Below are 15,269 nucleotides of genomic sequence, written 5' to 3'. Positions count from 1 at the left end.
GTTATATGGGATTATCAAACAACGATATTTTTAAAAAATTAAGAGTAGCTCATAAATTTAGAGATACAGACATTATTGAAATTTGTGCTTTAGTTGATTTTAAAGTTTCAAGAGGGGAGTTAGGTGCTTTTTTTAGAAATGAAGATCATCCTAAATATGTAGAGTGTGGAGATCAGATTTTAAGAAACTTTTTAAATGGCTTAGTAATTCATTTACGTGGGCCAATGCCTAAAAAAGGAGATAAAAAATAAGTTTGCCGTTAATTTTATAAAGACGATAAAACATGTAAAAATAAAAAGAGAGAATTCGTAATTACGAATTCTCTCTTTTTATTGTTTAAAAGTTATGCCTTCTAGTATAAATCTAGAAGCGTTTACTTAAAATGGTAAATCATCTGGTTCATCATTAGAAACATTGCTAGCCGGCTGAAACTGATCAACTGGTGGTAAATTTTGAGCCTGAGCAGCAGAACCTAAATTTTCTATTCTCCATCCTTGTACAGAATTAAAATATTTAGCTTCTCCTTGTGGATTAATCCATTCTCTACCTCTTAAATTGATAGAAACTTTTACATCTTGTCCAACAGCATAATTGTTTAATAAATCACATTTATCTTGTACAAACTCAATCATAATCATTTGTGGATATTGCTCATCAGTTGTTACTACTAATTCTCTTTTTCTAAACCCATTAGATCCAAAAGTTTGAACTTCTCCAATTAACTTTACTTTACCTATAACTTCCATAATTACTATTTTAATAAAAGTACTAACCAAGCACTTTCTACATCATTTTTATTTAAAAAATCTTGAGCAAATGTATGTTTTTTTACAGTTTCTAACCCAATAAATTGTGGATGTTCTTTTGCAAAGTTATCAACAGTTACTTCTGATGGAAGCTGCTCTACATTGCCTAACATGCCTAAATTATTACCTGTTAAAATTTTACTATTTCTAATGTGTTTTGGAATTGCATCAACACCAATACCTAGTGTAGATATAGGTTTTGGAATTTCAAAAAAGCCATCTCTTGCTCTTGTATAATAACTACCGCCAGCTCTAGCAACCAAATCTATTTTATGTTGGTCAATGCTTCCATCTTCAGCTAAAACAGCTTCAGAAACATGAATTTTTACTACTTCGCAAACTATTAAATTTCCTGCACCTCCTTCATTACCTGTATAAATTATATCTTGTACTTTACATTCAAACTGAACAGGAGATTCTGCAACTCTAAAGGGTTTTATTTCATCAGATTTTAACATGGTAAAACCAGCTTTTTCAAATTCATTTATCCCTTTAGGGTATTCAGTAGAACTCAATGACATTTGTTGAACAATATCATAATTTACCACATTAATTACCACTTCTTTGGTAGAAATTACGTTTTCTAAAGTATCTTTAATAGTATTATCTCTTACTCTTCTTGCAGGAGAAAATATTAGAGTAGGTGGATTTGAACCAAACACGTTAAAAAAACTAAAAGGTGATAAATTTGAGTTTCCTTTTTTATCAATAGTACTAGCAAACGCAATTGGTCTAGGCGCAATTGCACCTAATAGGTAACTATGTAATTTACCTGTTGATATTTCTTTTGGATTGATAGAAATCATACTTAAAGTTTTGTTGTGTAAAGATACTATCTAATCTTTAAATGAGTTATCTTCAATAAACCATTATATTTGTTTTAATGAATTTAACTTCTAATACTCTTCTTTTTAAGCGAATTACAATTACTGTATCTTTTGTAATTGTTTCTTTAATTTTATGGAATACTTACATCTTTTTTCAGGAATTTAAGAATGAAGAACGTATTAAAATGGAAATTTTAGCAACTGCTCATAGAGAGCTTGCTACCAATTTAAATCTTGATGCAAATGTAGATTTACCCTTAAAAATACTTGAAAATAACAGCAATATTCCAATGATTTTGGTAGATGAAAATGATGTTATTGAATATATTCAAAACCTTGATTCTATAAAATCTCTCAATCCAAAATATTTAGCAGATCAATTGAAAAAAATGAAATCTGAGAATAAACCAATTGAGATAAGTTATAAAGGGAGAAATAAAAAATTTGTTTACTATAGAAACTCCTACTTATTAAACAAATTAAGCTACTATCCTTTAGCATTAATATTAATATTAGTATTGTTTTTGGCTGTGATTTATTTATTTTATAGTTCTAATAAAGCTGCAGAAACCAATAAACTTTGGACAGGAATGGCCAAAGAAACTGCACATCAAATTGGCACACCATTATCTTCTTTATTAGGGTGGATTGCTATTTTGAAAATGGAAAAAGTTGATGAAACTTATATTTACGAAATTGAAAAAGATGTACATCGATTAAATACAATTGCAAATCGTTTTTCTAAAATAGGTTCAATACCTGAGTTAAAAAAAGACAATGTTGTTGAAGTAACAAAACAAGCGTTTGATTATTTAGAATCTAGAAGCTCTAAACAAATTTCGTTTTCATTTTCTAGCTCAAATGATGTAACTAATGTTCAAATAAATAATGAGTTATTTGGTTGGGTGATTGAAAATCTTATCAAAAATGCCATTGATGCAATGCTGGGAAAAGGTAAATTGAGTTTAAAAATTGAAACGGATCAAAAAAAGGTAAAAATTACAATAGAGGATACAGGAAAAGGAATGCCCAAAAAATTATTCAAACAAATATTTAAACCAGGTTTTACTACTAAAAAACGTGGTTGGGGTTTAGGTTTGTCATTATCAAAAAGAATTATTGAAGATTATCATAAAGGAAAAATATTTGTGCAAAATTCTGAAATAAATAAAGGAACTACTTTTCAAATTTTGTTAAATAGAATTTAAAAAAATAAAAAATGGATGAAATAAATAGAGAAGGATTAAAAATTTTATCAACTTTTGATGAAAATAAGCCTATTTTTATGATGAATTATTTGAAGTATAAATCTATTGTATCATCAACAGGTAAAACAGGAAAAGAAACTTATAAAGAGTATATGAATGCCGCTTTACCTTTTTTTAAAAAGATTGAAGCTGATATTATTTTTAAAGGAAAACCTATTACTTGCATTATTGGCCCATTAAAAGAAGAACTTTGGGATGAGGTTTTAATTGTAAAATACTCGAATAAAAATGAATTTTTTAAGTTGATGGAAATGAAAAATTATCCATCAGCATTAAGAACATCAGCTTTATCTGATGCTCGTTTAATTTTTTGTAAATAAAATAAACTATGAAAGTAAATAATAAAATAGTAATAGTTACCGGAGCGGGTTCTGGAATAGGAAAATCAACCGCAAAACATTTTGCAAAACATGGTGCAACTGTAGTGGTTTCTGATATCAATTTAGAAAATGCAGAAAAAGTATCGCAAGAGATTGTAACAAATGGAGGAAAAGCGCTACCAATAAAAGCAAACGTTGCAAAATTTGAAGATGTAGAAAATTTAATAAATACAACAGTTTCTGAATTTGATAGGTTAGATGTAATTGTAAATAATGCAGGGATTGGTCCTCATTTATTAAGAACACACGAGTCTACATTAAAAGATTGGGATAGAGTAATTGCTGTAAATCAAACAGGTGTTTATTATTGTATGAAAGTTGCTTTGACACAATTTTTAAAACAAGGAGGAGGAAATATTGTAAATATTGCTTCTTTGGCAGGTTTAAAAGCTTCACCTAATAATATTAGTTATAGTGCAAGTAAATTTGCTGTTGTTGGTATGACAAAATCTGCTGCCATGGAATATGCAACTAAAAATATTAGAGTTAATGCGGTGTGCCCTGGTTATACAGAATCTGCATTGTTGAATCAATTAATAGAAGCAAAACCAGAAATGGATGCCATTTTAAAAAGTGTAATTCCTATGAAACGCTATGGAAAAGCAGATGAAATTGCTGATGCTGTGGTTTGGTTGGCCTCAGATAACACGAAATTTATTACCGGACAAACGATTACTTTAGACGGTGGAACATCACTTTAAAGAATATTAAGTAAATTTGTGAAAACAAAAAAATCAAAATAAAATTAAAATTTGAAATTATGAAAAAATGGTTAGTACCTGTAATAGTTCTTGCTGTAATTGCATATGCAGTGTATAGTTGGGGAAAAGGATTTAATAATACAGCAGTAGAATTACAAGAAGATGCAAAAACAACTTGGTCTAATGTAGAAAGTTCTTACCAACGTAGAAATGATTTAATTGGTAATTTGGTAAAAACAGTACAAGGTGCTGCAGATTTTGAAAAGGAAACCTTAACAGAAGTTATAAATGCAAGAGCTAAAGCAACTTCTGTAAATATTAATGCTGGTGATTTAACACCAGATAAAATGGCACAATTTCAACAAGCTCAGGCTGGTATGAGTGGAGCGTTATCTAAATTATTAGTATCTGTAGAACGTTATCCAGAATTGAAAGCAAATGCTAACTTTTTAGAATTACAAAGTCAGTTAGAAGGTACAGAAAACAGAATTAATGTAGCTAGAGATCGTTTTAATGAAGGTGTAAATAAGTATAATAAACACATTAAAGTTTTTCCAAATTCTTTATTAGCTGGCTTATTTAAATTTGTTGAAATGGATCGTTTTAAATCAAATCCAGGTTCAGAAAATGCACCAAATGTTAATTTTGACTTTAAAAAGAAAGCAGCCTAAATGTCTAAAGTAGAAGAATTTCTTACCAAAGAAGAAGAAGAAGAAATTGTTTCTGCGATTAGAATTGCAGAGAAAAATACTTCTGGCGAAGTTCGTGTACATATTGAATCTAGTTCTAAAATAGATCATTATAAACGTGCGTTAGAAGTATTTTATCTCTTAGAAATGGAGAATACAAAAGATGCAAATGCTGTGTTAATCTATGTTGCTGTAAATGATAAAAAATTTGTTATTTATGGTGATAAAGGCATTGATAAAGTAGTGCCAAAAGATTTTTGGAATTCTACTAAAGATGCTATTCAAGCTCAATTTAAATCAGGTAATTTTAAACAAGGTATTATTGACGGAATCTTAAAAGCCGGTTTAGAATTAAAGACCCATTTTCCTTATCAAACAGATGATGTTAACGAACTTTCAAACGAGATTTCTAAAGGATGAGTTTAAAAAGAGTTTTTAATTTTCAGTTTTTAGTTTTTAGTAAGAAAGTTGTTTTTTTACTGATGTTATTTATTTCCTTAAATTTATTCTCACAAGGATATAAAATACCAGAAAAACCAAGCTTTCAAACGAGTGTTTATGATTATGCAAACCTATTATCAGCTTCTCAAAAACAAAGTTTAGAAAACAAACTTGTTAGGTATTCAGATACCACATCAACACAAATTGTAGTAGCAATTGTCAATTCTACAGAAGGAGAAAATATAGCCTATTTAGCTGCAAATTGGGGAGAAAAATGGGGTATAGGAGATGATGAGAAAGACAATGGTGTTTTAATGTTATTGGCAAAAGGTGACAGAAAAATTACGATACAAGCAGGAAAAGGAACAGAGCATTTATTGACTGATTTTACATCCAAAAGAATTATTGAAAGAATTATAATTCCTGAATTTAAAAAAGGAGATTATTATAGAGGTTTAGACAAGGGTTCTGATTATATTTTTAAAACGTTAAACGGAGAGTTTACAGGTTCTAGACAAGAAAAATCAAATTTTGACCCTAGTATCATTATTTTCATCATCATTATTTTCATCTTTTTTATTATCATTTCTAAAGGAAATAAAAATAATAGAGGAAGAGGTAATAGAACGGGTAACTTTGCTGGAGACATTTTTGAAACCATTATTTTAACCAATTCTGGTAGAAGAAGTGGCGGAAGTTTTGGTGGCGGTTTTGGTGGCGGAAGTTCTTCTAGTGGTGGATTTGGTGGCGGTTTTGGAGGCGGAAGCTTTGGTGGAGGTGGCGCTTCTGGTGGTTGGTAATTATTCTACTTAAATTTACATCAAAAAAATAATTTCTATTTATTTAATTTTTTATGCTGAAGAAAATAATTTTATTTTTTGGATTCTCGATTTTTTTATGTTGTCAAAATTTTGAAAAATTAAATTTAATTTCTCATTTGCCTAAAAGTTTAAAAGAAGTTTCTGGGGCAGAAGTTTTAGGAAAATCTGATCTTATTTGGATGTTAAATGATAGTGAAAACAGACCCTTGTTATATGCTGTTTCTAAAAATGGCAATATTGAAAGAAAAATCTATATTAACGAAAAAAACCATGATTGGGAAGATTTAACTTCTGATAAAGAAGGAAATATATATATTGGAGATTTTGGTAATAACTTAAATAAAAGAAAAAATTTAAGAATTTTAAAGATTGACAAAAAATATTTAAAAACTAAAAAAGCAAAAGCTAAAAAAATAAAATTTAGCTATGAAAATCAAATAAAATTTCCGCCAAAAAAGAAAGCTATGTTTTTTGATGCAGAAGCTTTTTTTTATTATAATAATTACTTTTATATTTTTACAAAAAGTAGAGTTAAAAATAAATATGGCAAAACTTCACTCTATAAAGTACCTGCTAAAAAAGGGAAGCATATTGCAAAATTAATTTCAGAATTTGAAAATTGTATCGATTTAGAATGTTGGGTAACATCTGCAGATATTTCTGCTGATGGTAAAAAAGTAGTATTACTTTCTCAAAAAAATATTTTAGTTTTTACGGATTTTGAAGGTGATAATTTCTTTTCAGGAAAAGTTAAAAAAATCGATTTAAAACATTATTCTCAAAAGGAAGGAATTACTTTTAAAGATAACAATACACTTTTAATTACCGATGAAAAAGGACATGGTGCTGGAGGTAATTTATATGAGTTGAAATTAAAATAAAACTACAAACTTATATAACAAAAGCAACCATCCAAAAGCTAAAAACAACCCTCCAAGAGGTGTAATAGGTCCTAAAAAATTTAATTTCTTGTTTTTTGATGAAGAAATTACCAAGCCATAAATTGAAAAAGAAAATAGTATTGTTCCAATAATAAAGGCATAAATAATATATGTATTAATGGCAGATGAGCTATCTAAATAAAACCCTAAAAAAAGCAAAACAATGGCGTGATAAATTTGATATTTAACACCAGTTTCAAAACTATGTAACTGGTCTAAAGTAAGTTTTTTCTTTAATAAATGTGCTCCAAAGGCTCCAAAAATTATTGCTAAAAATCCAAATAAACTCCCGAAAACTAATGCGATTTGTGTCATATATAAATATTAAAAGGCAAAACCAAATGTAAATGTTAATCTTAAACCATCATCACTATTAAAAAGAGAAAGGTTACCAGACATCATATTTGCAGCACTAAGGAAAATTCCACCACCATAAGAAGTATTAAAAAATTTATTTGTTAAAAAAGGATTTATAACTAAGATTTTTTGTTTACCCCAAATCCTACCATAATCAAAACCACCAAAAACACCAAAGTTTAAAGGCATTAAACTGGTTTTAAATTGTTTTAATTTTAAACGAATATCAGAACTGTGATAAAATGAGTTTTTACCTGTAAAACGTTGGTTTCTATACCCTCTTAAACCATCATTACCACCAATATTTGCTGCTTGATAAAACTCATAACTATCACCAAAAGTAAAGTGTGTTTTTACTTTTGTTGCAAATACTAATTGTCCACCAGAGTTTAATTTATGATCAAAAGAAATTGATGGAATAATATAGGCAAAATTATTACTATTTTCTAAATTTGATGTGTAACCAGCTATTATTTCTGTTTTCATTCCTATTGTAGGAAAAGCATAATTGTCTGAATTTTTATAATGATAACTAGCTTCTGTATTTATAAATTTTTGTTGTTTAAAAATAGGATCGTTTTCAGTAAACTGTGTGTTTATAAATCTATCTAAAGTATTTTCTACTTTTAAGTTTTGAAAATTAACACCTAACTTTATTTCGTCTTCTAATTCTCCTTGCCATTTTATAAAAGTACCAGCAACTATTTTTCTAATTTTTACTCTATTAAAATTTTCGTCTTTTAAATCTTTTGCTTCAGGGTTTGTAGAGTTATTTCCTAATCCAAAGTAATTTATAGCAAAATTAGGACTTGTAAAAGTAGCTGTAAAACCAAGGTTTAAGTTGTTAATTACATTTGCTATTTCTGATGAGTAAAATAACTCAAAACCATTAGTAGCAAAATAATATGCTCCAGAAAGTTTGTGTTTTGTAGTAAAAGGATTTCTCTCAAAACCATAAGTTGTGTATGTATTGGAAAACCCAATTTTTATACCATCATCAGGATTAAAACCAATTGTTGGTATAATAACATTTTGATTGTTTTTAAACTTTTTATAATCATAAACATTTGTTTCATAATCATCAGTAAGTTTTCTTTTTCCTTTCTTGGTTTTAAAAGTATTTTTCTTTGATTTATAATCGTAAATAATTACTTTTTTGCCATTTTTAATATTGTAAATGTCATTATTCTGACCTCCAATAATTCTAATTTTAATTAACTTTTCTCCTTCACCTTTTACAACAAAAACGTCTTCTTGATCTAAACCATAAATCCAAATTTCTTTGGTTTCTTTTTTATGATAAGTTCGTTTATGAAATTCTTTATCTTTTTCCCCTTTTTTTATTCTATAGCCAGTAATTTTAGTTTGTCCATTTTGTAATCTTTCAATATCAAACCAATCTGCTTTTTGGGTACCAGTAATTACTTGAAGTTTATTAATATGGTTAAAATAATTATCAGAAATTTTTTGTAAATTACTTCTTCTACCTTGTAATTTTCTTTTAATTTCTACAATGGTTTCATCTTTTACTTCATCAGGAAAAAGAGTAAAAGCATCATCTATAACTTCATCAGTAATATTATTAGTAATAAGCTTAACTTGCTTGTTCCATAGGTTTTTATTGGATTTAGAAATTAAAATTAAATCTAAATGGTAAGGTTCTAAATTAAACCATTTAGGACTTTTTAGCTCTTCGTTATAAGATTGCATTAATCGTAAGGTTGGTATTAATTTGGTAACTGTGTTTAATATAATGCCATCTCCAAAAATAGAAAAAGCTTGATCTCTATCTCTTGGAATTGGCCTGTAAACTGTTTGATTATTTTCTTTAAAAACAGCCCATCTCCATTGATCTTCATGCCTATCCCAATCTCCAATTAACATATCAAACAAACGTGCTTTTATATATGCTTCTTCATCTAAAACATGATTTTCGTTTTTGGTTAAATTATTTAATAAATCGTCTGTGCTAACTACTTTATCTGCAAAACCAAAACTAGCTTGCTCTCCATGACCAGAAGCTGCTCGTTCTTCAATCATATATAATTCATCACCAAATTCATCATTAAAATGGCCTAAACTATTTTGTTTAGAAATATAATATAAAACCGGATTTGTATGATAAACCCCAATTGCATCAGATAGTTTTCCTATGGTAAATGGCGCATAAGGATGCGAACCAGTAAAAGCATCAAATAAAAAATTTTCTGTTATTGTATTATTAAATTGACCTTCTATATATTGATCTTTAAATGCTACAGCTTGTAAAAATTGAACAGCACTTTTACGCAAAGCACGCATCATATATTCTCTTCCTTTTTTATCTTTTAATCTTAATGATTTTGATTGATGTCCTCCACCTTTTCTAACAGGTTTTAATCCACCAAAAAGCGTATCTAAATTTACAGTGGGTGCGTTTATTTTTGTACCAAAATATTGCCTATATCGTTCTCCCCATAAAAAACGATACATTTTGCTTTTTGTAACTTCTTCATCAGTATAAATAGAAGCTTTTTTTTCTGTAATTTTATTATCAGGAAATGTTGTAAAATTGTTTTTTTCATTGGCAGATAATACTTGTGATTGATACACAATTTTATCATCTTTTACAGAGTAAAAACGTACTTCAGACGAACCATCTTTGTATACATCTAGTTTAGCAAAACCTTGAGTACCGTAAGTAAATTTTGCGCCACCAGATAATTTTGTAGCCATACTTTTAGAACCAGAACCACTAATTATTTGTGGAATATTATCTTGTACAATGTATTGTAAATTATGATCATGACCAGAAACAAAAATAGTTTTATCATTTTCTTGTGATAGAGTTATAATGTGTTTTTTAAGTTTATTATATTTTTTATTTTGAATATCTGTATTAGAAAGACCTGTAGTTGTACGCAATAAATTTTTTAGAGACCCTAATATTGGCAAAGGCTTTAAGTGGCTTTTAAATGAAAATTTACCTCCATGAGAACCATAGGTAAACATTGGGTGATGCATTGCAATTATAGTTGTTTTTCCTCTTGCCTTTTTAATTAAACCTTCAAGTTCATCAAAAAATTTTGTTCTAGTTTTAATTTCGCAGTTATCATTTATTGTTGGGTGATTTCCCCAATTTGTTAAATACCAATGAGTGTCAATTATAATTAAAACAATGTTATCTGTAATATTTACTTTTTCTAAAGGACAACCATTTTGTGGTAAAAAAGCTTTTTTCCCTAAAGCTTTTTTTACCAATTTTTCTTCTCTTTTTAAACCTGATAAACCATTATACCAATCATGGTTACCAGGGATAAAAATTGATTTTCCATTAAAATTTTTTGCAACATTTGTTTGTGCTTCAATTCTTCTTTTAGCTAACGGATATTTTTTAGATTTTTTTTTAGGAATACCAGTTTCATAAACATTATCACCTAAAAAAATTAATGTAGAATTTTTTGAAGCATTTTCAGTTTCTTTCTTTAAATATTTTAATGCTGGTGAGTCTTCTGTTAAAGTAGAATTACCTGCATCTCCAATTAAATAAAACGAATGTTCAATTTCTGAAGTATCTTTTTTTGATTCAAATTTTTGATTTTCAAAAACTTGCATATTAGTAGTAGCACAAGTTGAAAACAAAAGTAAGATTGTTGTAAATAATGAAAATTTCAATAAATTCATGAATGTAAAATTAACTATTTTAAAATTGATTTTTTGTAAAGAAACAAATCTTCTTTTGTGTCAATATCAATAAAATTGGTTTTAATTTTAGGGTAAAAAACTTCGTTTTTATGATTATTTATAAGTTCCTTTGCACCTTTATCGTTCTTAATTAATAATAAATCTTTAAAGTGTTTTTTTGGAAAAATTGCTGGAACTCCAAAAAAATGTTCATATTTTGAAGCTATTATTTTATCATTATTTTGTTGAAATAAATCTAGTAAGGAATTTAAATATTCAGTTTCTATTGCTGGTTGATCTGCTAATAAAATTAAAACTCCATCAAAATTTAGTTGATTTTTTTTTAAATAATTGATGCCAGAAATAATGCTAGAACTTAAGCCATTTTCATAGTTTTTGTTAAAAATGAATACAATGTTTTTTACAGATATTTCTTGTTTTATTTTATCAGTATTTGCCCCTAAAACACAATAAATATTACTTGAAGTTACTTTTTTAGCATTTTCTAATGTGATTTCTAACAGCGTTTTATTATTGATTTTCTCTAGCTGTTTTATGCTTTTCATCCTTGATGATTTACCAGCAGCTAAAACTAAAATAGCAATGTTTTTCATTAACAAATATTAATTTTTCCGTTTAATTTTCGCAAATAAAAAGGTTCTTTTTTTCTAATAACAGACAAAATTTCTGCAACAATAGAAAGTGCAATTTCTTCTGGAGTTTGAGCACCAATATGTAAACCTGCAGGAGTGTATATACTTTCTATAAATTCATCAGTAATATGAGGTGCAAACTCAAAAAGTTCATTAAACAAACGTTCTCTTCTGTTCGGAGCACCTAAAATTCCAATATATTTTGGTTGATAATCAGCAAGTTTAACAACATATTTTAAATCTTGTACATAGCTATGATTCATAATTACAATAGCACAATTTTCAGAAATATCTTTAAATTCAATAGTTTCTGGATTTTTACCAATAACAGTATTAGCACCAGGAAAATCAGTAATTTGTTTGCTGTCTTTTGCTGAGGTAATTACATCAACTTCCCAACCTAAATCAGAAGCTGTTTTACACAGTTTTACAGCATCATGTTCACCACCAATAATAATTAGTTTAAAACTTGGTTGTAAAATTTGTGTAAAAATTTCTGTTTGATTTAATTTTCCAAAATCAAAAGTTTCTAAAAATGTAAATTGTGTTTTATTTTCAAAGGTAATTACAGATCCAAAATTTCCAAAAGCTTCATCTTTTTTGATAAAATAACTATCAATTTTTAAAATTTCTCTGCTAGAAATTGCGTCTGAAAATGAATTAAAAAAATCATTAGAAACATAAAAAGGTTCAATTAAAATGTATAAAATACCTTCACAACCTAATCTATATCTACCATCGTAAGTAATAACTTTTGGTTTATTCTCTTTAAAAACATTTTTAGCTCTTTGAATAATTTCTTTTTCTACACAGCCACCACTTACTGCTCCAACAGAATTAAAATCTTCTGAAATTAACATTCTAACTCCTGGTTTTCTATAAGATGAACCTTCTAAATACACCACGCTTGCCAAAACGTTTTTCAATCCTTTTTGTTGATTGAAGACAGCCTGATTGATAATTTCTTTAAGTTCGTGAATCATTTTAAAACAAGAGTTGAACCCTAAATATAAAACTTTTAAAGTTATTAGTAATTCCTTATTTTGTAAGTTTTAAGTTCAAAAACTATAATTTTCTTTGACTGCTAACTGACGTAAAATTTGTTTGTTTTCTAAAACTTGCATCTTGTTTATTTTATGTATTGTGGTCTACCTAAAGTTGTCATTCTTAACTTTAATTAGATATTTTTATTTTAAAAAGCTATTTTTAAATCGCTCAAAATGACAAGTATAACCATTTGGGTTTCTTACTAAATAATCTTGATGTTCTGGCTCTGCTGCCCAAAAAGTAGAATAAGGTTCTAAAGTTGTGGCAACTTTACCTTCCCATTTATGAGATTCATTTACAAGGTTAATTACTTCTTTTGCCTCTGCTTTTTCATCATCATTTTGAAAAAATATTGCAGATCTGTAACTTGTTCCAATATCGTTTCCTTGCCTATCAATAGTTGTAGGATTATGGATTCTGAAAAAGTAATCTAAAATTTCTTTGAAAGAAGTTTTGTTAGCATCATATGTAATTTCAATTCCTTCGGCATGACCTGGATGATTTTTATAGGTAGGATTATCATTTTCTCCACCAATATAACCCACTTCTGTATCTAAAATTCCTTCTCTTGTTCTAAAAAGATCTTCCATTCCCCAAAAACATCCACCTGCTATATATGCTTTTTTACTTGTACCCATTGTTGTTGTTTTATTTAATTGTACGTTTTTTAAAAAGTGAATTACTTTTTCTTGTGGCATTTCACAAGGTTTTAAAAATTCATTTTTTGATGTGATATAATAATTTAAACTGATAAAATTATTTCCTTTTAATTCTTTTGCAAAGATTTTAAACGATTTACCATTGTTAAAAATCTCTTTGGTAATACTATATTTTTTGTTTTTGTAGATTCCAAATGAATGCCTTTCAGGAATCTCTAATATGTATTTTAAAATACCCATTAAGAACTACAACTTAGCATAGAACAACCTACTTTGTGTTTAGCCCAATCAGGACGTTTTGTAAACCATTTTTCATTTTTAGGTTGCTCATCATAAGGTTTTTTTAAGAGCTGAAATAGTTGATTAATTAAAGAATAATCACCTTCATTTGCAGCATCAATTGCTAATTGTGCCATATAATTTCTTAACACATATTTAGGGTTTACAGCATCCATTTTTTCTTTTCTTTGTTGATGATTAAGAGATTCTTTTTGTAATCTATCAGCGTAATTTTTAAACCATATATTCCATTGAATTTTTACTTGTTCAGAAATATTCTTAACATCATAAAAAGCTTTTTTAATAATTTCAAATCCTATTTTATCACCTTTAAAATTACTTAAATTTCTAAAGAAAATTGTCATATCAGTTTCTACCAGTTGTAAATTATCTTCTAAATTTTGAATTAATTCCAAATCATTTTTAACTTCTTCAAACAAGCCTAATTTAGATTTCATCATCAAGAAAGATTTTTTTTGAAAGTCAATTTTATATTGATCTAAAATTGCTTCTAAAGGTTCTACTTCTTCAATTAATGGATACAAGGCATTTGCTAATTTGTATAAATTCCATAAGCCAATATTTGGCTGATTTCCAAAACGATACCTTTTATGTTGTCTGTCTGTTGTGTTTGGCGTCCAGCTATAATCAAAATCTTCTAACCAACCATAAGGTCCATAATCGATGGTTAAACCAAGGATAGACATGTTATCTGTATTCATAACTCCATGTACAAAACCCACTCTTTGCCAATGAATAATCATTTCTAAAGTGCGTTCAGAAACTTCATTAAAAAACTTTAGATAGGTTTTTTTGGAAGAATTTTCTAAATGCGAAAAATGATGTTTTATTGTATAATCAACCAATACTTTTAAGTTTTTTACATCATTTCTTGCTGAAAAAATTTCGTAATTTCCAAAACGTAAAAATGATGGAGAAATTCTTGATACAATTGCGCCTTTTTCATATGCTGGGTTTCCATCATATAAAATATCTCTTAAAACATTATCTCCACTTAAGCTTAAAGATAAGGCACGAGTTGTTGGAACGCCTAAATAGAACATAGCTTCGCTACATAAATATTCGCGAATTGAAGAACGTAAAACGGCCAAACCATCTGCAGTTCTAGAATATGGAGTTTCTCCTGCACCTTTTAATTGTACTTTCCAATTTTTATTTTTGTGTTCAACTTCAAATAAATTAATGGCTCTTCCATCACCTAATTGCCCAGCCCAATTTCCAAATTGATGCCCTCCATAACACATTGCAAATGGTTTTGTATTAGGATAAATTTTATTTCCTGTAAACACATTTTTAAAAAAATCAGATTGTGTTTCTTCTTCCGAAATTCCTAATTCTAAAGCCATTTCATTAGAAATGTGAATTACTTTTGGATCTTTTGTTTTCTTAGGATTTACATAAGAAAAAACAGCACTTTTAACCTGTCTTCTTGAGTTTTCAAGTATTGGGTCAGCAGGTAATTTTTCACAAAAAGTTTCTTTTATATTTAGTTTCATAATGTTTTATCTATCCATTTTTGAAGCTCTTTTTCAGAAGGGTTTCTTAACTTTTTATGGTGAATTGCAATTGTTGAAAAATTTAATTTTTTATTGGAGTACAAATTACGTAATTCTTCTGCATATTTTAGGTTTTTTTCCACATCTAAAAAAGCGTAATCTAAATTATGGGGGATAAAAATTTTTATAGAATTGTGTTTTATGACATCTTTTTGCACCA

At 27.9% G+C, this 15,269-nt stretch carries 17 protein-coding genes; 8 read left to right on the top strand and 9 right to left on the bottom strand.

The annotated features are described in order from the left end of the window. The first annotated feature begins 5 nt into the window (after positions 1-5). Positions 6-251, top strand: coding sequence for a DUF1456 family protein (locus tag Q0733_RS09905; RefSeq protein WP_298781997.1), 246 nt, complete (start codon positions 6-8; stop codon positions 249-251). A 126-nt stretch (positions 252-377) separates the two neighbouring features. On the opposite strand, the gene Q0733_RS09900 is transcribed toward Q0733_RS09905, so the two are convergent. Continuing rightward, positions 378-746, bottom strand: a complete 369-nt coding sequence (locus tag Q0733_RS09900; RefSeq protein ID WP_298781995.1) for a DUF3127 domain-containing protein — start codon at positions 744-746, stop codon at positions 378-380. Between the two features lie 5 nt (positions 747-751). Next, positions 752-1,612 carry a flavin reductase family protein gene (locus Q0733_RS09895; protein ID WP_298781994.1) on the bottom strand — a complete coding sequence of 287 codons (861 nt, stop codon included), beginning with the start codon at positions 1,610-1,612 and terminating at the stop codon, positions 752-754. A 77-nt stretch (positions 1,613-1,689) separates the two neighbouring features. Here Q0733_RS09895 and Q0733_RS09890 point away from each other — a divergent pair, with 77 nt between their 5' ends. From Q0733_RS09890 to Q0733_RS09860, 7 genes are all read left to right on the top strand, one after another. Continuing rightward, positions 1,690-2,841, top strand: coding sequence for a HAMP domain-containing sensor histidine kinase (locus tag Q0733_RS09890; RefSeq protein WP_298781991.1), 1,152 nt, complete (start codon positions 1,690-1,692; stop codon positions 2,839-2,841). Between the two features lie 11 nt (positions 2,842-2,852). Beyond that, a complete protein-coding gene (locus tag Q0733_RS09885; RefSeq protein WP_298781989.1) occupies positions 2,853-3,221 on the top strand; it encodes a hypothetical protein in 369 nt (122 codons plus the stop codon). A gap of 8 nt (positions 3,222-3,229) precedes the next feature. Beyond that, positions 3,230-3,982: an SDR family NAD(P)-dependent oxidoreductase gene (locus Q0733_RS09880; protein WP_298781986.1), complete on the top strand. Its 753-nt coding sequence runs from the start codon at positions 3,230-3,232 to the stop codon at positions 3,980-3,982. Between the two features lie 59 nt (positions 3,983-4,041). Then, entirely contained in the window at positions 4,042-4,653 is a 612-nt protein-coding gene (locus Q0733_RS09875; protein WP_298781984.1) for a LemA family protein, read from the top strand. Next, positions 4,654-5,091, top strand: a complete 438-nt coding sequence (locus Q0733_RS09870; protein WP_298781982.1) for a TPM domain-containing protein — start codon at positions 4,654-4,656, stop codon at positions 5,089-5,091. Then, positions 5,088-5,912, top strand: coding sequence for a YgcG family protein (locus Q0733_RS09865; RefSeq protein WP_298781979.1), 825 nt, complete (start codon positions 5,088-5,090; stop codon positions 5,910-5,912). The genes Q0733_RS09870 and Q0733_RS09865 overlap by 4 nt, the downstream gene beginning before the upstream one ends. Positions 5,913-6,049: 137 nt before the next feature. Continuing rightward, positions 6,050-6,814, top strand: coding sequence for a hypothetical protein (locus Q0733_RS09860; RefSeq protein ID WP_298781976.1), 765 nt, complete (start codon positions 6,050-6,052; stop codon positions 6,812-6,814). Here Q0733_RS09860 and Q0733_RS09855 read toward each other — a convergent pair. The 7 genes from Q0733_RS09855 to Q0733_RS09825 all read right to left on the bottom strand — a co-directional run bounded on the left by Q0733_RS09855 (position 6,806) and on the right by Q0733_RS09825 (position 15,267). Continuing rightward, on the bottom strand, positions 6,806-7,189 hold the full coding sequence (locus tag Q0733_RS09855) for a DUF423 domain-containing protein (RefSeq protein ID WP_298781973.1): 384 nt from the start codon (positions 7,187-7,189) through the stop codon (positions 6,806-6,808). The genes Q0733_RS09860 and Q0733_RS09855 overlap by 9 nt on opposite strands. Before the next feature lie 9 nt (positions 7,190-7,198). Further along, positions 7,199-10,894 carry a metallophosphoesterase gene (locus tag Q0733_RS09850; protein ID WP_298781971.1) on the bottom strand — a complete coding sequence of 1,232 codons (3,696 nt, stop codon included), beginning with the start codon at positions 10,892-10,894 and terminating at the stop codon, positions 7,199-7,201. Between the two features lie 14 nt (positions 10,895-10,908). Then, entirely contained in the window at positions 10,909-11,508 is a 600-nt protein-coding gene (locus tag Q0733_RS09845) for a nucleotidyltransferase family protein (protein ID WP_298781967.1), read from the bottom strand. After that, a complete protein-coding gene (locus Q0733_RS09840) occupies positions 11,508-12,530 on the bottom strand; it encodes an XdhC family protein (RefSeq protein WP_298781965.1) in 1,023 nt (340 codons plus the stop codon). The genes Q0733_RS09845 and Q0733_RS09840 overlap by 1 nt, the downstream gene beginning before the upstream one ends. Positions 12,531-12,734: 204 nt before the next feature. Beyond that, positions 12,735-13,232 carry a peptide-methionine (S)-S-oxide reductase MsrA gene (gene msrA / locus Q0733_RS09835; RefSeq protein ID WP_367276311.1) on the bottom strand — a complete coding sequence of 166 codons (498 nt, stop codon included), beginning with the start codon at positions 13,230-13,232 and terminating at the stop codon, positions 12,735-12,737. Positions 13,233-13,492: 260 nt separating this feature from the next. Next, complete coding sequence (locus Q0733_RS09830) at positions 13,493-15,049, bottom strand: YdiU family protein (RefSeq protein ID WP_298781960.1); 1,557 nt, start codon at positions 15,047-15,049, stop codon at positions 13,493-13,495. Beyond that, positions 15,046-15,267, bottom strand: coding sequence for a glutaredoxin family protein (locus Q0733_RS09825; RefSeq protein WP_298781958.1), 222 nt, complete (start codon positions 15,265-15,267; stop codon positions 15,046-15,048). Before Q0733_RS09825 ends, Q0733_RS09830 begins: the two co-directional genes overlap by 4 nt. Positions 15,268-15,269: the final 2 nt, after the last annotated feature.

The sequence above is a fragment of the uncultured Polaribacter sp. genome (genome assembly GCF_947500975.1).
Lineage (GTDB): Bacteria > Bacteroidota > Bacteroidia > Flavobacteriales > Flavobacteriaceae > Polaribacter.
This window is presented reverse-complemented; position numbering and strand designations above follow the sequence as displayed.